This is a genomic window from Nocardiopsis xinjiangensis YIM 90004 (assembly GCF_000341145.1).
Lineage (GTDB): Bacteria > Actinomycetota > Actinomycetes > Streptosporangiales > Streptosporangiaceae > Nocardiopsis > Nocardiopsis xinjiangensis.
In genome coordinates, this window is sequence record NZ_ANBE01000011.1 from 30923 (window position 1) to 54249 (window position 23327).

Genomic DNA, 23327 nt, shown 5'->3' on the forward strand with positions numbered 1-23327 from the left:
GGCACCCCGCGAAGACCCCGGTCAGTCGATCGGGACCTCCAAGGGCTGGTGACCGATCGGGGCGAAGATCAGCCGCTCCAGTGCCAGATCACCGCCCTCCACCGTGACGGCGCCGCTGGTCGCCTGCCCCGGCGAGAGCTTCTCGGTACCGATCTCGTTGTCGTCCATACCGACCCCCGTGCGGCTGGAGTGGTTCTGGCCTTCCTGGTCGATCATGGTGAAGTAGAGCGGGTTGACGTCGAGCTGCTCCTGGCCGTTGTTGACCACGCTCACCTCCACGCTCGTGTACTCGCCGCCCGTGTAGAGCGGGCTGGGCTCGAACTCGGTGCTCTCGGCGGTGACATCGGTGTCCTCCAACGGGGGCATCTCGGAGGTTCCGGGTTCCTCGACACCGGGCCCCTCGGCGTTGGGGGAATCGTCGGTGACGGTGAACATCGCCGCCGCCATGCACCCGCCCGCCACGAGCATCAGCAGCAGTGCGACCCCGCACCCGATCCCGAGGATCTTGCCCCACGGGGCGGGCGGGGGCGGGGCGTAGCCGCCGCCGGGCGGGTGAGCCTGGCTGCCGGCCGCGTAGGTTCCCGGCGGATAGTCTGCGGGCGGATAAGGTTCGGGCGGGTTCTCACCCTGGGAACGACCGTAGGGTCCCCTTCCGTGCTCCGCAGGCGCCTCGACCGGGGGATAGCTGCCCGCGCCCGCACCGGGGGCGTCCGTCTCCCCGTACCCGGGCGCGTAACCTGCGTGTTCGAAGCCGGCCTGGTCGAGACCGTTGGGCCCCTCGGAGAGCTCACCGGTGTTGTCGACCGGTTCGGGCGGGGCGCCTGTGGGGTGCTCCCCGGGCCCGTGTCCCCCGGACCGCGGGGTGGTGGGGCCCTGGTCCGGTCTGCGCCGGTGCGGGTCGCCCTGGAGTTTGGCGGGTCCGTGCTCCTGCGGCTCGCCGGATCCGCCCGCAGGGCGGTTGCCGTGGCCCCCGATCAGCTCCTGGTAGGGGTCGCCCTGTGCTTTGTAGGGCCCCTCCGGCCGGTGCCCGGGCGGGGGCGCGAAGGTCGGCTGTGAGCGATCGTCCGGGGCCCTTCCGTGTTCCTCCTCCGGCTCCTGCGCGGACGCGCCGTGGTGTGCGGGCGGGAACTCGTGCGGGGGCTCCCCCGGCGGCTGGGGGCCGCCCGCCATCGGGTCTCCGGGGTCGCCGGGGCGCCATTCCTCGGGAGGGTGGCGGTCCACGGGCGGGTCGTGGTGCGGGAACCGGTGGGGAGGTTCGCCCGGCGGCTGAGCTCCCCCCGACACGGGATCGCCGGCGTCACCGGGACGCCATTCCTCGGGCGGATGCCGGTCGACCGGGTTCTGTCCCCGGTCCGGTTCTCTTTCCTGCCCGTCCTCGGGTCCCCGCTCGGTCACCGTTCCTCCCCCAGATCGCGTCCGGGCCGGTCAGCCCGGCGGGCGGCGCGCGCCCCTCACCCGCACGGTAACTGCGGGCGAGGCCGACACAGGTGAGGAAAAGGGGCGTTTCCGGTAAAGGTCAGGCCGTGTTCGGGGCGTCCCCGTCCCAGCGGCGACGGATGATCAGGGCCCGCACGGCCAGGGCGAAGACCGGGAGCGTGAACAGGGCAGCGAACAGGTTCAGGCCGGCGAAACCCGTCTGGGCCAGCACGAACCCGGAGAGCCCGCCTGCCGCCGCGCCGCCCAGGTTCATGACCAGGTCGCTGATGCCCTGCACACGGGGCCTCACCTCCGCGGAGAGGGACTCGGCCAGCAGGGCGGTGCCCGAGACCAGAGCGAAGGACCAGCCCACACCGAGCAGGATCAGGCCGAGGGTCACCCACGTCTCGTCGTGTCCGGCGGTGCCCGAGACCACGGCGGCCACCACGAGGATGCCGTGTCCGGTGAGCAGCATCGGCACCCGGCCCAGACGGTCGGCGAGCCGGCCCACGACCGGTGACAGTGCGTACATACCGGCGATGTGCAGGGAGATGGTCAGGCCGATGACCGTCAGTTCGGCCCCGTGCTGGGTCATGTGCACCGGGGTCATCGTCATGACCGCGACCATGACGGTGTGGCCGGCGACGATACCCGCCACCGCGAGCAGAGCCGCGGGGCTGAGCGCGATCACACGCAGCGCGGCCGCAACCGTGAGTCTTCCGGTGCTCGGGGTGTCGGCGCCACGGCGTCGTGTGGCCAGGCGCAGCGGGTCCGGGCGCAGGAGGAAGAAGGTCGACGCGGCGCCCACCGCGAACCCGGCCGTGGTCGCCACGACCGGTCCCAGGAGTTCGGGCAGCCCCAGCACACGGGAGAGCGGGGCGAGGGGAGCGATGAGGTTGGGGCCCAGGACGGCTCCGACGGTGGTCGCCCACACCACGAGCGACAGGTCCCGGGCCCGGGTGCGGTCCGTGGCCAGGTCGGCAGCTGCATGGCGGGCCTGCAGGTTGGTCGCGGTGCCGGCGCCCACGAGCACCATTCCGGCCAAGAAGAGCACGAAGGTGTCGAGCACACTCGCCGCCAGGACGACGGTGCCGCCGAGGGCGCCCAGGGCCCAACCGGTGGCCAGACCCGGGCGGCGTCCGCTGCGCGCGGACAGGGAGGCCAGGGGCAGGGCGAAGACCGCCGCGCCCAGGGTGATCATCGTGGTGGCCATGCCCGACCAGGCGTCGGAGCCGGACAGTTCCAGGGCGATGAGGGCGCCCACCGCGAGCATGGCCCCCATACCGATGCCGCCGGCGATCTGGGTGAGCGCGAGCACCAGAACCGCCCGGCGCTGGACCGCGGCCAGGTCCCGTACCGCCTTCGTCGTCTCGGTCGGCACTTCCCAACACCTCTCGCGCACGCGGGGAACGGACGGACCGTAGTGTTCCACACCGGGCTGTGCCCTGCTTCACGGAGCCCCGGACGGAACGAGGACACGGACACCCGCCGCCCGGGGAGGCCGAGGCGGTCGAGCTCCGTGCGTTCACGCGGGAGGCCGCGGGCTGGGAACCCGGGTCCGTCCCCGCCCGTAGCGCCACCACAGGTACCCGTGCATGCGTTCGACGTAGCGCATCTCGGAGTAGAGGGCGTCGGGGTCCTCGGCGCGGATCACCACGCCCTCACGGGGGACGACGGGCCAGCAGGCGAAGGCCCAGAAGCAGCGGGTGTAGGGACCCCACAGGATCACCCACGCCCCCTGCTTCTGCCATTCGACGTATGCGGCGACCCGCCGTCCCTCGTCCAGTGTGTGCATACCGACCGGGGACCTACCCTCGGTGGGTTCGGCCCGATCCGGCCGGAATCGGCCAGCTTGCGGGGGTTGCGCCGGACGTCAGCGGGTCGCGAGGAGCGTCTCGTCGCCGGGGACCGGCTCACCCGGGTCGTTGCCGATCTTGACGATGCGGTTGTCGCGGTCCACGTGCACGACGTGCTGGTGGTGCTCGGCCCGCTCGGCCTCCTCGACCTGCGCGTAACCGATGATGATGACCAGGTCGCCGGGGTCGACCAGGTGCGCAGCGGCACCGTTGATACCGATGACGCCGCTGCCCCGCTCCCCCACGAGGGCGTAGGTGACCAGGCGGGCGCCGTTGTCGATGTCGACGATATGGACCTGCTCGCCGTCGACGATGTCGGCGGCCTCCATCAGGTCGGCATCGATGGTCACCGAACCGACGTAGTGCAGGTCGGCCTGTGTGACGGTGGCTCGGTGAATCTTGCCGTTCATGAGGGTGCGCAGCACAGCTCAAGCCTCGTTTCAGGTGTCTTGCGATTACAGGCCCCCTCGGGGGTCCCGTGCCCTGGGACGCGCCCGGCGCGGCAGCGGGCCGCGCACGCCCACACCCATGATGGCCGTTACCGGTGAGCGGTTCGTCCATCGGGGTCCGGCTCACCGGTACAACGACGGCCGCATCCGCGGTGTTCCCCTCCCCCTCGTGTGCGCCGTCTCCGTGCCGTGGCCGGGACCCGAGCCGGCAGGCCCCGGCCCGGAGCTCAGTTGAAGGAGGAGTAGGCCACCACACCGCGCAGCATCAGGTCGGCCGCCTTGCGGGCGTTGCGGCGCACGTCGGCGTCGCCCGCGGCGCCGCCGATCTGGCCGAGCATGTCCACCAGCATCTTCGTGGTCCGGACGAAATCGCCCGCAGTCATGGCGGACTGGCGCAGTACCGAGTCGAGCCGGTCCCCGCGTGCCCACCGGTAGGCGGTCCACACGAACCCGAGGTCGGGTCGGCGCAGGAAGGCGACCTTGTGGCGCCGTTCGACCTCGTGCAGGTCGCCCCACAGGCGCACCATCTCCTCCAGGGCCTCGGCGACGTCGCCCTCGGGGATGCGCGGATAGGGGTCGTCGTCGCGCCGCGCCTCGTAGACCAGGGCGGCGGCGCAGGCGGCGAGCTCCTCGGGGGCCAGGTGCGCCCAGATCCCGCGGCGCAGGCACTCGGCCACGAGCAGGTCCAGGTCGGAGTAGACCTTGGCCAAGCGCCCTCCGTCGTCGGAGACGGTGTCCCCGTCCAGGTACTCCAGGTCCTCCAGGACCCCGCAGACCCGGTCGAAGGTGCGCGAGATGATGTGCGAGCGCCCCTCCACACGGCGCTGCAGCCCATCGGTCTCCTTCTTGAGCCGGAAGTAGCGCTCCGCCCAGCGGGCGTGGTCCTCGCGGTCGTTGCACCCGTGGGAAGGGTGGGCCTTCATCTGCGAACGCAGCTGCTTGATCTCGGGGTCCTCGCCGTCCGGACCCTTGCCTCCGCGGCGTTCACGGACCGGTTCGTCCCCGCCGTCGCGGAGTTTGTTGCGCAGCGTGGAGGCCAGGTCCTGGCGCGAGCGAGGCGATTTGGGCGAGAAGGTCTTGGGGATGCGCAGGTGCTGGATCGCCTCGACCGGGCGGGTGAAGTCCCCGGCGTTGAGGCGCTTGATCTGCTTGTCCAGCGTCAGCACCAACGGCGCGGGTGTGTCGTTGCGCAGGCCGGGGTCCAGGACCACCGCGTGGCCGGCGAAACGGCCTGCGGGCACACGGATGACGTCGCCGCGCCGCAGCACCTCGAGGCTGCGTACGGCGTCCTCACGGCGGCGGGCCGAACGGCTGCGGGAGAGCTCGTTCTCGCGTTCCTTGAGGGCCCGGCGCAGTTCCGCGTACTCCATGAAGTCGCCCAGGTGGCACTCGGCGGCCTTTGCGTAACCCTCCAGGGCCTCTTCGTGCTTGCGCAGTTTCCGGGTGATCCCGACCACGTCCCGGTCGGCCTGGAACTGGGCGAAGGATTCCTCCAGCATGGTGCGGCTGCGCCTGCGACCGACCTGGCCGACGAGGTTGACCGCCATGTTGTAGGAGGGCTGGAAGCTGGAGTTGAGCGGGTAGGTGCGGGTCCCGGCCAGGCTGGCGACGGCCTCCGGGTCGGTTCCGGCCTGCCACACGACGACGGCGTGGCCCTCCACGTCGATGCCGCGCCGCCCGGCGCGCCCGGTCAGCTGGGTGTACTCGCCGGGGGTCAGGGGCGCGTGGGTCTCGCCGTTCCACTTGTCGAGCCGTTCGATGACGACGGTGCGGGCGGGCATGTTGATACCCAGGGCGAGGGTCTCGGTCGCGAAGACCATACGGATCAGACCGCGGGTGAACAGGTGTTCGACGATCTCCTTGAAGGTCGGCAGCATGCCCGCGTGGTGAGAGGAGACACCGGACTCCAGGGCGCGCAGCCACTGGTCGAAGCCGAGCACGGCCAGGTCGGCCGCAGGGATGTCGGCGCAGCGGGTCTCGGCGTACTCGCGGATCTGCGCGGCTTCCTCCGGGGTGGTCAGCACCAGTCCCGAGGCCACGCACTGGCGCACCGCGTCCTCGCACCCGGCACGGCTGAAGACGAAGGTGATGGCCGGCAGCAGACCGTCGTCGTCGAGCTCCTCGACGACTGTGGGGCGCGAGGGCGGCGCGAAACGTGTGCGCGGGCGCATGCGTCCGCGCGCCCGGTTCTGCGGGTGGCGGCGCTTGTGCTCGAGCTGGGTGGTGCGCGCGTCCTCCTCGGCCATGCTGACGAGCCGGGGGTTGATGTGCAGGACCTGACCACCGACCTCGATCTCGCGGGGCTTGTCCTGCTGTCGCCGGCGTTCGCGGCGGCGCTTGCGGCCACGCCCCGACTCGTTCCCGTCGGTGTCGGTGGCGGCGGGCTCGGGTTCGGGGTCCACGAACAGGTCGTGCATGCGGTTGCCGACCATGACGTGCTGCCACAGCGGGACGGGACGCTTCTCGTCGACGATGACGGTGGTGTCTCCGCGCACCTGCTGCAGCCATTCGCCGAACTCCTCGGCGTTGCTGACGGTGGCCGAGAGGGCGACCATCCGCACCGATTCCGGGAGGTGGATGATGACCTCTTCCCAGACGGCGCCGCGGAAACGGTCGGCGAGGTAGTGCACCTCGTCCATGACCACGTAGGCCAGCCCGGAGAGCGTGGAGGAGCCCTCGTAGAGCATGTTGCGCAGCACCTCGGTGGTCATCACGACCACCGGCGCCTCACCGTTGACGCTGTTGTCCCCGGTCAGGAGCCCGACCTGGTCGGCGCCGTAGCGCTTGACGAGATCGTTGAACTTCTGGTTGGACAGCGCCTTGATGGGCGTGGTGTAGAAGCACTTGGTGCCCTCCTGCAGGGCTTGGTGCACCGCGAACTCGCCGACGACGGTCTTGCCCGACCCGGTGGGTGCGGCCACCAGCACACCGTGACCGCTCTCCAGCGCCTTGCAGGCCCGAATCTGGAAGGGGTCGAAATCGAAGCCGTACAGGCCCTGGAAGGCCTCGATGGCGGCGCTGGTGGCGGCCTGGCGCCGACGGAAGGCGGCGTACCGCTCTGCTGGACTACTCATCATGTTCAGACTATGAGGTCAGGTCCAACATCTCGACCGCTTTGGGAGCGGTCTCACACACCAGGGGCAGGGCACTCATGGGCTCGCCGTCGGCGTAGGCGGGTCCCGGGCCGTGCCCGCGCACGGTCACCCTGCGCCCGCGTTCGACGACGACCTCGGGCAGACCGGTGTGTCCGCCGGTGTAGGCGAGGGGGAACAGGCGCAGGAACCGGTGGAGGGGGCCCTGGCGCATGAACGTCACGTCCAGCAGCCCGTCCTCGGGATCGGCGTCGGGGCAGATCTGCATGCCGCCGCCGTAACTGGAGGTGTTGCCGACGGCCACGAGCATGCCGGGTTCGGCGATGCGTGTGCGGCCGTCGATCTCGATCTCGTAGTCGATGGGAACGAAGGAGCGCAGTTCCGCGAGCAGGCCGGCGACGTAGCCGGCGCGGCCGAGCCGGAACCGGAAACCGTTGACCCGTTCGTTGACGCGCGCGTCGAAACCGCAGGCCAGGACACTGAGGAAATAACGGTGGGTGCCGTCGGCCAGGCGCAGGCGCACGGCATCGCTGGGACGGGTGCGTCCGGCCAGGATCGCCTCGGCGGTGGCGCGGGCGGTGCGCGGCGGGTGTCCGAAGGCGCGGGCGATGTCGTTTCCGGTTCCGGCGGGGATCACGCCCAGGGGCACCCCGGTCCCGGCCACACCTTGCAGGGCCTGGTGGAGGAGGCCGTCACCGCCGACGGCGACGAGTGCGTCGGGGGCCTCAGAGGCGGCCAGGCGGGCCATACGGCGGCTGTCGGCGGACGAACCGCCGGTGTGGACGTGCACGCGGGCACCGGCCCCGCGGAGGGCCTCCTTGAGACGGACGGCCGCGATGGCGGCGCGACGGCGACCGGAGGAGGGGTTGACCAGGAGAGCGATCTGGGGGGTCATGGCGGGGGTCCTTCACTACCCGGGCGGGGAGGGAATGGCTCCGAGAGGGGCTGTGGCGCGCACACCCTCGCGCCCGGGTGCGCGGCCGGTCAGTCCGACGTCGCCGCCGGCCTCTCGCGTTCGCGGCGATGGTACTCGGCCATGGCCTCGGGGGTGTTGAGCGGGGAGGGCACCCAGGTGGCCTCCCCTCCGGAGTCGCCGCGCTGGACCGCGGCCTCCTCCTCGCTGAGGTACTCCTCGGGGATGTCGAACTCACCGTCGCGGGCGCCCAGGACGAAGGCCTCCCACTCGGCGGGGGTGAAGAACAGGGTGCCCTTCTCCGGGGACTTGCCATCACGCACGGCCCGGAACCCGTCGTCGAACTCGGCGACCTCGACGATGGCCTCCGAGCTCTCCTCGGACAAGGACGAGCGCATCCACACCGCATCGGTGGTGTCGTGCCACTTGGAGTTGCCCTCGGCCTCCGGCGGCAGCTGCCGCTCCCGGTCGGTCGACTCGGTCACAGTCGGTCTCCTCCGCATTCTCGCCCCGGGCCCTGCGCGCACCGGCGGGTCCCGTCGGGGATGGTCTGGTCGGGACCCGCGGGCCCCACCACGGGACCTTAGCGCGGTACAGGCCCGCTCAGGGGCGTTTGTCCTCTCTTCCGTCGGCGTCCTCGAACTCCTCCAACGGGGAGAGGGTCTCGTCCAGCTCCGAGGGTGTCTCGTCGAGCTCGGAGAGCTCGTCGTCGTCGAGGCCGGAGGCGGGGTCGTTGCGCCTGCGGCGGCGGTCGTTGAAGAAGCAGAACAGCTCGGCCAGCTCGAAGAGGAGGATCAACGGGACGGCGAGCGCGAGCATGGAGATCGGCTCGGCCGGGGTGATGACGGCGGCGGCCAGGAACGCGCTGAAGATGATGACGCGGCGCCACTTGGCGATGGCCTCGTGGGTGACGATCCCGGCGATGTTGAGCAGGATGACCAGCAACGGCATGACGAAGCCGAGCCCGAACATGCCCATCATGATGAGCATGTAGTTGAGGTACTCGCCGATGGTGAGATAGGGGTCGGCGTCCTCGGGCAGGAAGCCGAAGAGCATCTGCAGTGCCAGGGAGGTGATCGTGTAGGCCAGGGCGGCGCCGGACACGAACAGGATCCCGGCCAGGGGCGAGAAGATGTAGGCGTACTTCTTCTCGCGGCCGTGCAGGGCGGGGGCGGCGAAGGCCCACAGCTGGTAGAGCCACAGGGGTGCGGTGATCAGGGCACCGGAGAACAGCCAGATCTTGAAGGCGACGAAGAAGGCGTCGAAGGGACCGGTGACGATGAGGGAGCAGCCCCCGCCCTCCACGACCTGGGAGTCGGGCAGAGAACAGTAGGGCTCGGTCAGGAAGTCCCAGATCTGGTCGTAGACCACGAAGCCGACCACTGCGCCCAGCACCAGGGCGATCGATGCCTTGGTCAAGCGGTGGCGCAGTTCGCGCAGGTGCTCCATGAGGGGCATCCGGGCTTCCGGATTGTCCCGGCGGGGGGACCTCATCGTGCGGTCACTCTCTTCTCCTCGGGGCCCGGGCGGAAGAGCGGATGCCCCTGCTGACAACGGTCCGGCGCGGCGCCGTCGGCGCCGCGCCCGTCGTCACCGCGTCTGGCTGCGGACACGGGGGTACGCCCGACACGGACCCGCCCCTTCTCGGCGGCTGGTGCTTTTAGTTGCCGTAGCTGTGGTGGGCGGACTCGCCGGACTCGTTCACGATGCGCTGGCCGGGAGGAAGCTGGCGGGGGTCGCGCTGGACGGGCTCATCGTCCTGGTCCTGGGTCTGGGCCTGCTGAGGCTGCGGCTTCTGCTGCGTCTCGGCCTGCTCCTGCCCCTCGGTCTCCTCGGCCTTGCCCTCGTTCTCCTCCTCGACCAGACCCTTGCTCTCGGCCTTGAGGATGCGGGCGCTGCGCCCCAGGGAACGGGCGAGGTCCGGGAGCTTCTTGGCTCCGAAGAGCAGAAGGGCCACGATCACCAGAATGGCGATGGTAGGTCCGTTGAACGGTCCCATGGTTCTACCTCTCTGTGGGGCGCCGCCAAGCGCCGTCAATGGTACGCGCGTTCGGTCTCGGGGCCCTCACGTACGCGCGCCGTCCGGTCGTGTCCCGGCCGCACGTGACTCGGCACCGATCGCCCGGCCCTCCCCCGACACACGAGCCGTCTCTGTGGACAGTTCGCGCACCGCGCGCCCAGCTCTCACCGACAGGGCGGCGACGGTCACGGTCCCGAGGAGAACCGCACCGAACAGGACAGCGAGGACAATCATGCCCTCAACCATATCCGGTTCACGCTCGGCTACGCTCCTCCCCCGGGGAGAACGGCTGGGGCTCACGTGGGCGACGAAGTGATTTCGACCGGCCCGGTGGAGGTTTGAACCGTTTCGTAGTGCTCGAGCGCCCGTGCGGCTTCACTGCGAACCTCTTCGGCCAGGGCCCCCGGTGTCACCACGTGCCCCTGTGGCCCCAGGAGCAACGCCAACCGCGCGACCCAGGCGGGTGCGGGGGTATGCAGGGTCGCACGCACGCCCCCGTCGGGCAGGTCGGTGACCGACTCGCACACGTAGTCCTCGGTGACCCAGCGGGCATCGGGGGCCAGTTCGAGAGTGATGACGGCGTCGGCCCCGGAGCGCTGCAGCACACCCTTGGACAGGTCGCGCCGGCCCACACCTTCGGGGATCTCGGCGGCGAAGGGCAGCACGTGCAGGTCCAGGACCCGGTCCAGACGGAAGAAACGTACGTCGCGGCGCAGGCGGCAGTACCCCTCCAGGAAGGTGTGGCCTCCCTCGACCACCAGGCCCATGGGGTCGACCTCGCGGTCGTCGACACGATCGAAGTATCCGTGCAGGTAGCGCAGGTGCAGGCGTTGGCCGTTCCCGAGTGCTTCGGAGCAGGTCGCGCGAACCTGTTCGGCGCGGGCGTCGTCCTCCACGCGTACCTGGACGGAGTCGGCCAGGTCGACCACGGCGCTGCCTGCGGCGTCGCGGAGTTTGCGCGCGACCCGGCGCAGGGCCTCGCTCTCGGGCACGCCGCTGCCCTCGAGCGCCTCCAGCAGGGACAGGCCCACCACCAGGCTGGCGGCCTCGTCGGCGGTCAGGCGCAAGGGTTGGGCGAGGGTGTCGGCGTTGCCGATGATGATCTCGCCGGATTCCCGGGCGGCGTCGAGGTCGACGTCGATGAGGTCGCCGGGGGTGTACCCGGGCAGGCCGCACATCCACAGCAGCCTGAGGTCGTCGACGACCTGCTTCTCGGTGAGGTCGAAGTGCTCGGCGACCTCGGCCACGCGCACGTCCCGGCCCAAGGCGTAGGGCACGAGCATGAGCAGACGGCGCAGCTGATCGGAGGAGCGCGCCCCGCGCCCGGTGGTGTTGCCGTCCTCCCCGGCCCCGCTCCGTGCGGGGCCCGGGTCGGAGTCCTGGGTGCGTCCGGCGACGGCAGCCAGGTGCTGGGCCACCGCGGTGCGGGCCTCGGCGGGTTCGAGCACGGCCGCGTCGGCGCCGTGGGAGGCCACCCGGCCCACGAAGGTGTTGAGGTCGGTGTAGGTCAGGGTGAGGACGTCCCAGCCCGAGCCGTCGCCGCGTTCGCCGGCGACCACACGCTGGGCGTTGCGGCGCAGCCGGTGTGCGGTGTCGGTGCGTACCCGCAGGCGGGCCGTGCGTTCGGGTTCGTTGCGGTGCTCGGCGGCCACCGAGCGCAGGTCCACCCCTTCGGGAACGACCACGTCCGGCCCGTGGTCGAGGACCCGTACCCGGCCGCGGACCCGACTGAGCCGGAAGACCCGGCGGGCCCCGCGCAGCCGGTCGTGGCCGACCACGTACCAGTGGCCGCGCAGGTTGACGATGCCCCAGGGTTCCAGTTCCCGGGCCTCGGTGCCGGCGCGGCCGGGTTTGCGGTAGTCGAAGGCGATGGGCCGCCGGTCGCGCACGGCCTGCCAGACGGGGCCGAATGCGGGCTCGTCGGTGCGCATGGCGGGGGTCAGCCCCGGCGCGGCGCCGGGGTCGACCGGGACCCCGGCGGCGCGGAGCTTGAACAGGGCGTCGGAGGCCGCGCTGCCGAGGGAGGCGTGGCGCCAGGCGCGGGCGGCCAGTCCCAGGACCAGGGCCTCGTCCGGCATCAACGTGAGCTCGGCGAGCTCGTACTCGCCGCGCCGCACGCGGTAGCCGTCCTCTCCGCTGATCGCGTCACCGGTACCGATCTCGATGGGGATCCCGCTGTCGCGCAGTTCGCGTTTGTCGCGTTCGAACATGCGCTTGAAGGCGGACTCGGTCTCGACCTCGGTGTAGCCGTGCACGGTCTCGCGGATCTCCTGCGCGGTCAGGTGCCGCCGGGTCGACAAGAGGCAGATGACGAGATTCAACTGCCGTTCGGTCTTCTTGCGCGACATGCGACGCACCCGCTTTCCGCCCGTGTACCGACCTGTGGAACGAACCGCCGGGGATGTCGGCGTGCATGCCCGGGTCCGGTTCAGCAATGACGGTACCGTGCCGGGCACGATCCGGTGGCGCCGCGGCGAAGTTCGTCGGTTCCTGCCCCTCTGTCCGGGTTCGGCCCCTCTGACCGGAGGCGGCCCTGTGTGCTCCTGATCGGTGCGCGAGACGGCAACGGCGGCGGGCCCTGCCCGGCGGCCGGGCGCCGGCCTGCACCGACCTGGCGGGCCCCGGCGCTCAGGCCTGCAGCAGGGTGTCGGAGACGGGCGCCTGCCCGGGAACAAAAGCTCTGTGACCGCCCTCGACCGTGTGCGGTGAGGGCTGGTCGAAGAACGCGCCGGGCCGGAACATGGCCAGCGAGGTCGGTTCGGCGCGCACACCCTCGTCCACACACACCGAACCGGGTACGAAGACGGTCGCGTCCCCGCAGGTGATGCCCCAGGTGCGCCCCGGGCCGGCGGAGACGATCTCGCCGGGGGCACCACCGGGGACGTCGCTGAGAACGCCGTCGCACAGGGTCACCCGGACACCGCCGAACATCGCGAACGCGCCCGGGTAGGGGTCGGCCAGGGCCCGCACCATACGGTCGACGTCACGGCCGGCGGCGCTGAGGTCCAGGCGCCCGTCACTGGGACGGCGGCGCGGCCAGACCGAGGGGTGCCCGCTCTGGGGACGGCGGGGCGCGGACCCCTCCAGCAGGTCGTCGATGTACTGCACGAGGAGCTCGGTCTGGATGTGGCCCACACGTTCGTAGAGGCCGGTGGCGGTGATGCCGGGGACGAGGTCGAACCAGCGCTGGTCGACGATGTCGCCGCTGCCCGGTTCGCCGTCCAAGTGGAAGAGGGTGACGGCGCTGGAGCGCATGCCGCGCAGGATCGTCCAGGGGATGGGGGCGCAGCCGCGGCCCACGGGCAGAGGTGTGGGGTGCAGGCCGACCGCGCCCAGGGGCAATGCCTCCAGGGCGTGTTCGGGCACCTGTTGGGACCAGCCGGCCACGACCATGAGGTCGATGCCGTGCTCGGCCAGGGCCTCCTGGACCTCTTCGGCGCCCACGTCGGCGGCGCGCACGTGCGGCAGTCCGTGGGCGCGGGCGAGGTCCTCGTGGTCGGTGTAGCCGCACCGGTGGGCGAGTTCGGCCGGGTAGGACACCACCAGGGAGGGCGGCTTCCCCTGCGCGCAGAGTTCCTCCAGGGCCGGAACGCCCAGCCGGAGTCCGGACACGTAGCAGTACCGTCGCCGCATGGTTCCCCCTCGACGTGCCTGAAAGCGTGGTCCGACTGTACGTACTGGCGGCTCCCGCGGTCTCCACGGACACGCGCGCCCCCNCACCCTGTTCGGGGACCTACTCCCCTTCGGACATGCCTTCCAGGTCCTCGAGATCCTCGGGGGAGATCTCACCGCCGCCCTCCGGCATACCTTCGGGCATGCCTTCAGGCATGTCCTCGGGGTCGGGCTGGGGCGGGTTCTCGACGGCACCGAGGATGTCGACGACGAACACGAGCGTGCCGGTGGGGGTGCCCATGCCGGTGTCCTCGTCGCCGTAGGCCAGGTCGGGCGGGATCGTCATGAGCAGGCGGCTGCCGACGGGCCGGCCGACCATGCCCTCGTCCCAGCCCTCGATGACCGCACCGGACCCGATGGTGATGTCGAAGGGGGTGCCGCCCTGGCTCCAGGTGGAGTCGAAGACCTCGTTACGGCCCTCCTCGTCGGGTTCCCAGGGAACGCCGGTGTACTGGACGATGACCTGCTGGCCCTCCTCGACCTCCTCGCCCCGGCCCTCGATGAGGGGTTCGACGGTCAGGTCCTCGGGCGGGTCGGTGTCGGGCACGTCGATCTCGGGCTCGGAGTGGCCGTCCTGGACGACGCTGGGAAGGTCCTCCCCGACGTCCTCGGTCGCTTCACCGGGCACGACCGCTCCGGAGCTGTAGACGTCCATCAGGTCCAGTACCAGGACGGTGGCGCCCTCGGGTACCTCCTGGCCCGTGGACTCGGCCTGGGTGCGCTCTTCCTCGCTCAGCGGGGGCATGACGTAGACGACGCGGCTGCCCACGGACTGGCTGATCATCGGTGCGGCCAGCTCGTCCGGCATCTCCTCCATGCGGATGAGGTCGGGGGCGCCGGTCTCGTAGCTGGCCTGGTCGGGGTCGAGTTCCTCGCCCTCTCCGGGGCCGGACCACTCGTACTGTGCGAAGTTGGCCACGACCAGGTCGTCGTCTCGTACCAACCCTTCCTCCCCGGGGCCCTCGTGGACGACACCGGTGACCTCCTCGTCCGGTGGTTCCATGTCGGGGAAGGTGACCTCGGGTTTCTCCCCGACCTCTCCGGAGACAGCGGGTAGCCGCTCGTCGACCTCGTCCTCCCCCATGCGGAGGAAGGCGGGGGTGCGCCAATCCTCAGGGATGGATCCGCAGCTGGAGACCGTCAGGGCGATGGCGGTCGCCGGCACCGCGAGGGCCACAGCACGTCGGTGCATGAGTCACAACCTCTGTTTTCGGGCCTGGGACAGAGTCACACTACCGAACCGCGGGAGTGGGCCCGCCCCGACCGTGCCCCAGGCACGGCCCGGCCCCGGGACGCGGAGGGCGCGGACCCGGGGCCGAGCTGTGTGAGCTGGGATCACATACCGGCGATGAGCTTGTCGACCCGTTCGTCGACGGCCTTGAACGGGTCCTTGCACAGCACGGTGCGCTGAGCCTGATCGTTGAGTTTGAGATGGACCCAATCCACGGTGAAGTCGCGCCGCTGCTCCTGCGCCCGGCGGATGAACTCGCCCCGGAGTCTGGCCCGGGTGGTCTGCGGTGGCACCGCCTTGGCCTCGAAGATCTTCAGGTCGTCCACCACACGGTCCATCTGGCCACGGTCCTGGAGCATGTAGAACAGGCCGCGGTCACGGTGGATGTCGTGGTAGGTCAGGTCGAGCTGGGCCACACGCGGTGAGGACAGCGACAGGTCGTGCTTGACGCGGTAACGCTCCAGGAGCAGGTACTTGGCGATCCAGTCGATCTCACGGGCGACGGGTTCGAAGTGCTGGGTCTCGACCGCCTCCAGGGTGCGCTGCCACAGGTCGAGCACCCGTTTGCCGGTGGCGTCGGTGCCGTGGCGGTCCACGTAGGTCTGGACCTTCTCCAGGTACTCGCGCTGGATCTCCAGAGCGCTGGCCTCACGCCCGTTGGCCAGGCGTACCTTGCGGCGCCCGGTCATGTCGTGGCTGATCTCCCGGATGGCCCGGATGGGGTTCTCCAGCGTGTAGTCGCGCATGACCACGCCGGCCTCGATCATGCGCAGCACGAGGTCGGTCGAGCCCAGCTTGAGCAGCGCGGTGGTCTCGCTCATGTTGGAGTCGCCGACTATCACGTGCAGGCGGCGGAACCGTTCGGCGTCGGCGTGGGGTTCGTCGCGGGTGTTGATGATGGGGCGGGACCTGGTGGTGGCCGAGGAGACGCCTTCCCAGATGTGTTCGGCGCGCTGGCTGACGCAGTACAGCGCGCCCCTGGGGGTCTGAAGGACCTTGCCGGCCCCGCAGATGATCTGGCGGGTGACCAGGAACGGGATGAGGACGTCGGCCAGGCGCCCGAACTCCCCGTGCCGTCCCACGAGGTAGTTCTCGTGGCAGCCGTAGGAGTTGCCCGCCGAGTCGGTGTTGTTCTTGAACAGGTAGATGTCGCCGGCGATGCCCTCCTCGTGCAGGCGCTGCTCGGCGTCGACCTGCAGGCCTTCGAGGATGCGCTCACCGGCCTTGTCGTGGGCCACCAGGTCCGCGAGGTTGTCGCACTCGGGGGTGGCGTACTCGGGGTGGCTGCCCACGTCCAGGTACAGGCGTGCTCCGTTGCGCAGGAACACGTTGCTGCTGCGTCCCCACGAGACCACCCTGCGGAAGAGGTAGCGGGCGACCTCGTCGGGCGACAGCCGACGCTGTCCCCTGAAGGTGCACGTGACCCCGTACTCGTTCTCCAGACCGAAGATGCGTCGTTCCACGCGGCCTCACCAACTTCCCGTCCGAAGGTGCAGGCGGCGGGGCCACGCCGCCTGCACCCACCCGGTCGGTGCGATGCCGGGTGGCACCGCACCGTACTCGCCGTCCTCAGATCACCCCTCGTCCCCGTCATCACTGCCCTGGTTCCGGCTGGAGGCGGGTTTGCCGGTGCCGGAACGGCCCTCCTCCAGGAGGGTGCGCAGCCGGCGGCCGTGGATGCGGCGGAACTTGCGGTGTTCGCGGGCCCGCTCCAGGACCGCGACCTCCAGGTTGCTCGCTTCCAGCTCGCGCTCCTCCGCGTTCTCGTCCGCCAGGGCGCGGGTGGCGGTGTTGAGCGCGGAGGCCAGGGTGGCGTCGGCGGCGAAACGGTCCTTGAGCCGGCCGGACACGTGCTCGGAGGAACCGCCCACGGCCACGAAGCCCTGCTCATCGACGATGGAGCCGTCGAAGGTGATGCGGTAGATCTCGTCGTCGGTGGCGCTCTCACCGACCTCGGCGACGACGATCTCCACCTCCCAGGGTTTAGGGCTCTCGCTGAAGACCGTGCCCAGGGTCTGGGCGTAGATGTTGGCGAGCTGGCGCCCGCTCACGTCGCGGCGGTCGTACTGGTAACCGCGCACGTCGGCGAAGCGCACGCCCATCAGGCGCAAATTCTCGAACTCGGGGTAGCGGCCCACGGCGGCGAAACCGATGCGGTCGTAGAGCTCGCTGATCTTGTGGAGGGTGCGCGACATGTTGTCGGCCACCATGAGGATCCCGCCGTCGTACTGCAGGACGACGGCGCTGCGGCCTCGCGCGATGCCTTTTCGCGCGTAGTCCGCCTTGTCCTTCATCTGTTGTTCGGGGGCGACGTAGAACGGCATCGACACCGCGGATCGTTCCTAACCTGGGTCGGGAGAAGTCTGACGTGGGAGCCGGGCGGTCAGCTCAGCGGGGCGGTGGGACCGTCGGGGTGAGCGGCGCGCCCCTCGACCACCTCGGTGGCCAGGCGTTCGACCTCGTCGACGGCCACCCGGCGGTGGCCGTCCTCGGTGATGACGTCCACGAGGGGGAAGATCTTGCGGTGCAGGTCGGGGCCCCCTGTGGCCGAGTCGTCGTCAGCGGCGTCGTAGAGCGACTCCAGGGCGGCCTTGATCGCCTCGTTCTCCGACAGGTCGTCGCGGTAGAGCTTCTTGAGCGAGCCCTTGGCGTAGACCGAACCGGAGCCGATGGAGTGGTAGCGCTGCTCCTCGTAGCGCCCGCCCACGGCGTCGTAGCTGAAGACGCGGCCCTCCTCGGCACGTTCGTCGAACCCGATCAGGAGGGGGACGACGACAAAACCCTGCAGTGCCATACCCAGGTTTCCGCGCACCATCTGGGCCAGCTTGTTGGCCTTGCCCTCCAAGGAGAGGGACCGGCCCTCCATCTTCTCGTAGTGTTCCAGTTCAACCTGGTACAGGCGGGCAAGCTCGATCCCGATCCCTGCCGAGCCGGCGATGGCCACGGCGGAGAACTCGTCGGTGCGGAACAGTTTGTCCATGTCCCGGTTGGCGATCACGTTGCCCTGAGTGGCCCGCCGGTCACCGGCCAGAGCCACTCCCCCGGGGAAGGTCAGGGCGACGATGGTCGTCGCGTCCGGCGTCAGGTGTTCGCCCCCGCCCTGGGCGGGCGGGTTGTGGCCGGGCAGCAGCTCAGGGCTGACCGCACCGAGGAACTCGGCAAAGGACGAGGTCCCCGCACTCATGTACGCGGCGGGCATCCGTCCGCCCTCGAACCCTTCGAACACGCGTCTCCCTCCACTCGCGCCCCGCCCTCCGAGAAGCAGGGGGTGCGGGCGGGGCGCCTCTGGTCCTTGTGTGTGCTGGCCGGACCGGCATCGGGGCCGGTCGGAACGACATTAGGGCATGCCCGGGCGGATCCCTGCTGCGCCGCGCCTCCGCCGTGCACGCCCCGGACTACTGTCCGCCCTTCTGAACGAACTGGCGCACGAAGTCCTCGGCGTTGTTCTCCAGGACGTCGTCGATCTCGTCGAGGATGTCGTCGACACCCTCGTCGAGGTTCGCGTCGCGTTCGGTGGTTTCGGTGGTCGCCTCGGTCTCCTCGACCTCTTCCTCGCGACGTGATCCGTGCTTCTGACCGCCGGTGTCCTTGGTCGCCATGGCGTTGTTACCTCCCGTTCGGGGCTCTCGCCCTTATCTTGGCCCAACGCACGGCCGCTCAACCCCGTTCCCGTGGCCCGATACTCGCTAGTTACACCGGAGCGCGGCCTCGCAGCGCCTACATGCTGTTTCCCGCTTTGCTCCCGCGCGCCTGGGCGTGTCCGCGTGCGGACCAGGTCCCGTGGCGACGGACCGACCCGCGGCCCTCACGGGGTTACTGGCGAGTCACCCTGACTGACCTCGCGGGTTGCGTATACGTGTCGAACCTGTCACGACACGCACTTGAAGCACATGGCCGAATCCGGCCACACTTTTCCCTTGACCCCCATCCGTATCAGTGGATCACTTCCACACGCCCCCGGAAAGCGCGAGGTCAGGAAAGTCCGGACTTTCCCCCGCAAAATGTCAGCCATCGGATGAAACGACCTTTGCCTCGATCATGAACGTTGTTCCGTGATCACGGGCTTTCGCTGTGCATGGTGCGCACTTATGGTGTGGGCTCGTTTACCGATCGTCTCGGTGAACGTCCCCAGAAGCCCCACCCCCGGGGCTTCTTCGGGGCCCCACCCCCGGGGCTCCTTCGGAAGCGGCCCTCCCCCGGTCGGCCGCCCCGAGAACCCGTCCATACCCCCGAGGAGAGTAGGGATCATGCGACCCTCCCCCATCATCTCCGCGATCGGCACCGGCGCCCTGGCGCTGGGCATGTCGATCGCCGTCGCCCCCAGCGCGGGTGCGACCACACTCCCCGCCGAGCCGTCCACCGACGACGTGGCCGCCACCATGCAGGAAGCCCTCGAGCGCGACTTCGGCCTCACCCCGTTCGGGGCCGAGGAACTCCTGGACGCCCAGGCCGAGGCTTTCGAGATCGACGCCGAGGCAGCCGAGGCAGCCGGTGACCACTACGGCGGCTCCTTCTTCGACACCGAGAGTCTCGAGCTGACCGTCAACGTCACCGACGCGCAGGCGGCCGAGCAGGTCGAGGCCGTCGGCGCCCAGGCCGAGGTCGTCGAGAACGGCCACGAGGCCCTCACCGGCGTCATCGACGCCCTCGACGACACCGGCGGCGAGAACGGCGTCGTGAGCTGGTATCCCGACGTCGCGAACGACACCGTCGTGATCCAGGCCAACGACGCCGACGCCGCGCGGAGCCTCGTCGAGAGCGCGGACGTCGACACCTCTGCCGTCGAGGTCGAGCAGACCGAGGAGAGCCCCGAGCTCTACGCCGACATCGTCGGCGGCGACGCCTTCACCATGGGCGGCGGCCGCTGCTCCATCGGCTTCGCGGCCACCGACAGCTCCGGCAACGACGGCTTCGTGACGGCCGGCCACTGCGGCACGGTCGGCACCTCCGCCACGAGCGAGGACGGCAGCGGGTCCGGCGTGTTCGAGGAGTCCATCTTCCCGGGCAACGACGCGGCCTTCGTCTCCTCCACCTCCAACTGGGGCGTGACCAACCTGGTCAACACCTACGACGGCAGCAACCAGACCGTCGGCGGCTCCGAGGAGGCCCCGATCGGTTCGGCCGTGTGCCGTTCCGGCTCCACCACCGGTTGGGAGTGCGGCAGCATCGAGGCCCGCGGCGAGTCCGTGAGCTACCCCGAGGGCACGGTCGAGGACATGACCCGCACCGACGCCTGCGCCGAGCCCGGTGACTCCGGCGGCTCCTTCATCTCCGGCGACCAGGCCCAAGGCATGACCTCCGGCGGCTCGGGCAACTGCTCCAGCGGTGGCACGACCTACTACCAGGAGATCAACCCGGCCCTGGACACCTGGGGCCTGGACCTGGTCACCAGCTAGTCGGTTCCGACCTCGCTTCCGTTCCACGGTCCGGGGTTCGTTCACCTCGCCCCCGTCCGCGCACTGCGCGGGCGGGGGTTCTGCGTGTCCGGGCCCGGTTCCCGGTTCCCGGTGTCCGAATCCGGACACGTTGCGCCCCTTGCACGGCGACCGGCTGCACGTTGGGTGAGCGTTCGGCATCAGAACGGTGAGGTAGGGAGACTTCCGATCACCGAGTGCTACGGGAAAATACTCACGTTCCGAAGCGCGGGCTTCACCCCTGAATGATCAATGGGAAAACAGGTCTTTCCCTACTCAGAGTGTCGACCTATAGTCGGGAATCGTTTACCGAATGTATCGGTGAACTTCGGGGGCGGGCACCGTCCGCCCCCGGACGGAGACAGTGTCCCCTCCGGGCACGGTCTGCGAATCCCCCGCTCATCCCCCTTTGGAGACAGGGCACATGCGAGCCTCCCCCATCATCTCCGCGATCGGCACCGGCGCCCTCGCCCTCGGCATGTCCGTGGCTATGGCACCGACCGCCGGCGCCGCACCCGCACCACAGACCCCCACCGAACCGGCCGAGGCCACCACCATGGCCGAGGCCCTCGAGCGCGACCTCGGTCTGGACCCCGCCGAGGCCACCGACCTCATCGATGCCCAGGAGAGCGCCCTGGACGTGGACGCCGAGGCCACCGAGGCCGCGGGCGAACACTACGGCGGCTCGCTCTTCGACACCGACACCCACGCCCTGACCGTGCTGGTCACCGACGATGCCGCCGTGTCCGGCGTCGAGGCCGCCGGTGCGGAGGCCTCCGTGGTCGAGCACGGTCTCGACGGACTGGCCGATCTCGTCTCCGACCTCGACGGCGCCGGCGCCCAGGACGGTGTCGTGAGCTGGTACCCGGACGTCGAGAACGACACCGTGGTGATCGAGACCCTGGAGGGCGCGGACGCCGACGTCGACGCCCTGCTCTCCTCTGCGGGGGTCTCGCCCGAGGACGTGCGGGTGGAGTCCACCGACCAGGCCCCCGAGGTCTTCGCCGACATCATCGGCGGCCTGGCCTACAACATCAACGGGGCCAGCCGCTGCTCGGTCGGCTTCGCCGCCACGAACTCCTCCGGCCAGCCCGGTTTCGTCACCGCCGGCCACTGCGGCAGCACCGGTTCCTCGGTCAGTATCGGCAACGGCAGCGGTGTCTTCGAGCAGTCGGTCTTCCCCGGCAACGACGCCGGCTTCGTGCGGGGAACGTCCAACTTCAACCTGACCAACCTGGTGAGCCGCTACAACTCCGGCGGCAACGCGACCGTCTCCGGTTCCAGCCAGGCCCCCATCGGTTCGCAGGTGTGCCGTTCCGGTTCCACCACCGGTTGGCACTGCGGCACCATCGAGGCCCGTGGCCAGAGCGTGAACTACGCGCAGGGCACCGTCTACGACCTGACCCGCACGAACGTGTGCGCCGAGCCCGGTGACTCCGGTGGTTCCTTCATCTCCGGCAGCCAGGCCCAGGGCGTGACCTCCGGCGGTTCCGGCGACTGCACCTGGGGCGGCACAACCTACTACCAGGAGGTCAACCCCATGCTGAACTCCTGGAACCTGAACCTGAGCACCTGATCCCCTGAGGTGACCGGGGTCCCCCGCCGGTCACACAGAGCGCCCCCGCCCGATGCCCTCATGGCACGGACGGGGGCGCTCCTGGTGTGTCTCAGCCGCGGCCGGTGAGCACCGAAACCAGTTCCTCGGCGGTGTCGCAGGCGTCCAGCAGATCGCCCACGTACTCCCGTGTGCCGCGCAGGGGTTCCAGAGTCGGCACCCGCTGCAGGGAGTCGTGCCCGGGCAGGTCGAATATGACCGAGTCCCAGGAGGCGGCCGCCACCGAGTCGGCGTACTTGTCCAAGCAGCGGCCACGGAAGTAGGCGCGGGTGTCCTCCGGCGGTTCGGTGATGGCCCGGGTCACCTCGTTCTCCTCGAGCAGGCGCTGCACCCGCCCCCGGTGGGCGAGGCGGTTGTAGATGCCCTTGTCCGCCCGCACATCGGAGTACTGCAGGTCGACCAGTTGCAACCGGGGGTGGGACCACTCCATCCCGTCCCGGCTGCGGTAGCCCTCCAGGACCTTGAGCTTGGCGACCCAGTCCAGCTCCTCCGCCAGCTCCATGGGGTCGTTGCCCAGGACGGTGAGTACCCGCTCCCACCGGTCGAGCACGTCCGCGGTGTCGGCGTCGACGTCGCTGCCGTAGCGCTCCTCGACGTACTTGCGGGCCTGGTCGAGGTACTCGCCCTGCAGTTCCAGCGCGCTCATGCGCCGGCCGTCACGCAGGCGCACCCGGTGGGTGAGCCCGGGGTCGTGCGAGATCTGGCGCAGCTCCTGGACGGAGGAGTCCAGGGTCAGGTCCTGGGAGAGGAACCCGTCCTCGATCATCGACAGCACCAGCGCCGTGGTACCGAGCTTGAGGTAGGTGGAGGTCTCGCTCATGTTGGCGTCGCCGATGATCACGTGCAGGCGCCGGTAGCGGTCGGGGTCGGCATGGGGTTCGTCCCTGGTGTTGATGATGGGACGCTTCAGGGTGGTCTCCAGCCCGACCTCGACCTCGAAGAAGTCCGCGCGCTGGGACAGCTGGAACCCGGACCCCTGCCCGTCCGCGCCGAGGCCGACCTTGCCGGCCCCGCAGACCACCTGCCGGGAGACGAAGAACGGGATCAGATGGCGCACGATGTCGCCGAAGGGGGTGGCCCGGTCCATGAGGTAGTTCTCGTGGCAGCCGTAGGAGGCACCCTTGTTGTCGGTGTTGTTCTTGTACAAATGGATGGGGTCGATGCCCGGGGTCGCCGCCGCCCTGGCGGCCGCATCGGCCATGACCCGCTCACCCGCCTTGTCCCAGAGCACAGCGTCACGCGGGTTGGTCACCTCGGGCGCCGAGTACTCGGGGTGGGCATGGTCGACGTAGAGCCGGGCCCCGTTGGTGAGGATGACGTTGGCCAGTCCCAGGTCCTCGTCGGTGAGCTGGGTGGGATCGGCCGCCTCGCGCGCCAGATCGAAACCGCGTGCGTCGCGCAGCGGGTTCTCCTCCTCGAAGTCCCAGCGGGCTCGCCGCGCCCGGGCGGCCGAAGCAGCCAGGTAGGCGTTGACCACCTGCGTCGAGGTGACCATCGCGTTGGCCCCGGGATTGCCTGGCACGGAAACGCCGTACTCGGTCTCGATACCCATGATCCGCCGCACACTCATGCTGAGAGGCTATCCGCCCGGGGCCGATCTTGAACGCTTCAGCGGTAATTGTGGCCTAAGTGCCGCCTTCTCGGGCGTT

Annotated in this window: 20 protein-coding genes; 2 read left to right on the plus strand and 18 right to left on the minus strand. The window is 70.1% G+C overall.

Going from position 1 to position 23327, the window contains the following annotated elements:
- Window positions 1-21 precede the first annotated feature (21 nt).
- The 17 genes from D473_RS28530 to D473_RS0107535 all read right to left on the minus strand — a co-directional run bounded on the left by D473_RS28530 (window position 22) and on the right by D473_RS0107535 (window position 18248).
- Window positions 22-1395, minus strand: coding sequence for a DUF4352 domain-containing protein (locus tag D473_RS28530; protein ID WP_338044136.1), 1374 nt, complete (start codon window positions 1393-1395; stop codon window positions 22-24).
- Between the two features lie 121 nt (window positions 1396-1516).
- Complete coding sequence (locus tag D473_RS0107460) at window positions 1517-2797, minus strand: MFS transporter (protein WP_017608455.1); 1281 nt, start codon at window positions 2795-2797, stop codon at window positions 1517-1519.
- 144 nt (window positions 2798-2941) lie between these two features.
- Entirely contained in the window at window positions 2942-3211 is a 270-nt protein-coding gene (locus tag D473_RS0107465; RefSeq protein ID WP_017608456.1) for a hypothetical protein, read from the minus strand.
- A 78-nt stretch (window positions 3212-3289) separates the two neighbouring features.
- Window positions 3290-3697 (minus strand): aspartate 1-decarboxylase, encoded by a 408-nt coding sequence (gene panD, locus D473_RS0107470; protein ID WP_017608457.1) that lies wholly within the window; start codon window positions 3695-3697, stop codon window positions 3290-3292.
- A 251-nt stretch (window positions 3698-3948) separates the two neighbouring features.
- On the minus strand, window positions 3949-6795 hold the full coding sequence (locus D473_RS0107475) for a DEAD/DEAH box helicase (protein WP_017608458.1): 2847 nt from the start codon (window positions 6793-6795) through the stop codon (window positions 3949-3951).
- A 10-nt stretch (window positions 6796-6805) separates the two neighbouring features.
- Window positions 6806-7708: a diacylglycerol/lipid kinase family protein gene (locus D473_RS0107480; protein WP_017608459.1), complete on the minus strand. Its 903-nt coding sequence runs from the start codon at window positions 7706-7708 to the stop codon at window positions 6806-6808.
- Between the two features lie 89 nt (window positions 7709-7797).
- Window positions 7798-8211 (minus strand): DUF397 domain-containing protein, encoded by a 414-nt coding sequence (locus tag D473_RS0107485; protein ID WP_017608460.1) that lies wholly within the window; start codon window positions 8209-8211, stop codon window positions 7798-7800.
- 118 nt (window positions 8212-8329) lie between these two features.
- Entirely contained in the window at window positions 8330-9184 is an 855-nt protein-coding gene (gene tatC, locus D473_RS0107490) for a twin-arginine translocase subunit TatC (protein WP_017608461.1), read from the minus strand.
- Between the two features lie 202 nt (window positions 9185-9386).
- Window positions 9387-9725 carry a Sec-independent protein translocase subunit TatA gene (gene tatA, locus D473_RS0107495; RefSeq protein ID WP_017608462.1) on the minus strand — a complete coding sequence of 113 codons (339 nt, stop codon included), beginning with the start codon at window positions 9723-9725 and terminating at the stop codon, window positions 9387-9389.
- 66 nt (window positions 9726-9791) lie between these two features.
- Window positions 9792-9980 carry a hypothetical protein gene (locus D473_RS0107500; RefSeq protein WP_033352945.1) on the minus strand — a complete coding sequence of 63 codons (189 nt, stop codon included), beginning with the start codon at window positions 9978-9980 and terminating at the stop codon, window positions 9792-9794.
- Window positions 9981-10042: 62 nt separating this feature from the next.
- On the minus strand, window positions 10043-12094 hold the full coding sequence (locus D473_RS0107505) for a helix-turn-helix transcriptional regulator (protein ID WP_017608464.1): 2052 nt from the start codon (window positions 12092-12094) through the stop codon (window positions 10043-10045).
- Between the two features lie 280 nt (window positions 12095-12374).
- Entirely contained in the window at window positions 12375-13379 is a 1005-nt protein-coding gene (locus D473_RS0107510; RefSeq protein WP_017608465.1) for a methionyl-tRNA formyltransferase, read from the minus strand.
- Window positions 13380-13479: 100 nt separating this feature from the next.
- Window positions 13480-14610, minus strand: a complete 1131-nt coding sequence (locus D473_RS0107515; protein WP_026126700.1) for an FKBP-type peptidyl-prolyl cis-trans isomerase — start codon at window positions 14608-14610, stop codon at window positions 13480-13482.
- Window positions 14611-14753: 143 nt separating this feature from the next.
- Complete coding sequence (gene pafA, locus D473_RS0107520) at window positions 14754-16112, minus strand: Pup--protein ligase (RefSeq protein WP_017608467.1); 1359 nt, start codon at window positions 16110-16112, stop codon at window positions 14754-14756.
- A 111-nt stretch (window positions 16113-16223) separates the two neighbouring features.
- A complete protein-coding gene (gene prcA / locus D473_RS0107525) occupies window positions 16224-16979 on the minus strand; it encodes a proteasome subunit alpha (RefSeq protein ID WP_033352921.1) in 756 nt (251 codons plus the stop codon).
- Between the two features lie 53 nt (window positions 16980-17032).
- Complete coding sequence (prcB, locus tag D473_RS0107530) at window positions 17033-17875, minus strand: proteasome subunit beta (protein ID WP_017608469.1); 843 nt, start codon at window positions 17873-17875, stop codon at window positions 17033-17035.
- Window positions 17876-18044: 169 nt separating this feature from the next.
- A complete protein-coding gene (locus tag D473_RS0107535) occupies window positions 18045-18248 on the minus strand; it encodes a ubiquitin-like protein Pup (protein ID WP_017608470.1) in 204 nt (67 codons plus the stop codon).
- Window positions 18249-18896: 648 nt separating this feature from the next.
- Between D473_RS0107535 and D473_RS0107540 the strand changes: the two genes are divergently transcribed.
- Window positions 18897-20045, plus strand: coding sequence for a S1 family peptidase (locus D473_RS0107540; RefSeq protein WP_017608471.1), 1149 nt, complete (start codon window positions 18897-18899; stop codon window positions 20043-20045).
- Between the two features lie 442 nt (window positions 20046-20487).
- Window positions 20488-21639: a S1 family peptidase gene (locus D473_RS0107545; RefSeq protein ID WP_017608472.1), complete on the plus strand. Its 1152-nt coding sequence runs from the start codon at window positions 20488-20490 to the stop codon at window positions 21637-21639.
- A 91-nt stretch (window positions 21640-21730) separates the two neighbouring features.
- Here the strand turns inward: D473_RS0107545 and dop are convergent, their stop codons facing one another.
- Window positions 21731-23248, minus strand: coding sequence for a depupylase/deamidase Dop (dop, locus tag D473_RS0107550; protein WP_017608473.1), 1518 nt, complete (start codon window positions 23246-23248; stop codon window positions 21731-21733).
- Window positions 23249-23327: the final 79 nt, after the last annotated feature.

Bases quoted from the DNA above. Each gene is read 5' to 3' on its own strand.
- D473_RS0107510 (WP_017608465.1), bottom strand. From the start codon at position 13,379: ATGCGGCGACGGTACTGCTACGTGTCCGGACTCCGGCTGGGCGTTCCG.
- D473_RS0107545 (WP_017608472.1), top strand. From the start codon at position 20,488: ATGCGAGCCTCCCCCATCATCTCCGCGATCGGCACCGGCGCCCTCGCC.
- D473_RS0107515 (WP_026126700.1), bottom strand. From the start codon at position 14,610: ATGCACCGACGTGCTGTGGCCCTCGCGGTGCCGGCGACCGCCATCGCC.
- tatC (WP_017608461.1), bottom strand. From the start codon at position 9,184: ATGCCCCTCATGGAGCACCTGCGCGAACTGCGCCACCGCTTGACCAAG.
- tatA (WP_017608462.1), bottom strand. From the start codon at position 9,725: ATGGGACCGTTCAACGGACCTACCATCGCCATTCTGGTGATCGTGGCC.
- D473_RS0107505 (WP_017608464.1), bottom strand. From the start codon at position 12,094: ATGTCGCGCAAGAAGACCGAACGGCAGTTGAATCTCGTCATCTGCCTC.
- D473_RS0107475 (WP_017608458.1), bottom strand. From the start codon at position 6,795: ATGAGTAGTCCAGCAGAGCGGTACGCCGCCTTCCGTCGGCGCCAGGCC.
- D473_RS0107540 (WP_017608471.1), top strand. From the start codon at position 18,897: ATGCGACCCTCCCCCATCATCTCCGCGATCGGCACCGGCGCCCTGGCG.
- dop (WP_017608473.1), bottom strand. From the start codon at position 23,248: ATGAGTGTGCGGCGGATCATGGGTATCGAGACCGAGTACGGCGTTTCC.
- D473_RS0107465 (WP_017608456.1), bottom strand. From the start codon at position 3,211: ATGCACACACTGGACGAGGGACGGCGGGTCGCCGCATACGTCGAATGG.
- D473_RS0107535 (WP_017608470.1), bottom strand. From the start codon at position 18,248: ATGGCGACCAAGGACACCGGCGGTCAGAAGCACGGATCACGTCGCGAG.
- D473_RS0107500 (WP_033352945.1), bottom strand. From the start codon at position 9,980: ATGATTGTCCTCGCTGTCCTGTTCGGTGCGGTTCTCCTCGGGACCGTG.
- D473_RS0107480 (WP_017608459.1), bottom strand. From the start codon at position 7,708: ATGACCCCCCAGATCGCTCTCCTGGTCAACCCCTCCTCCGGTCGCCGT.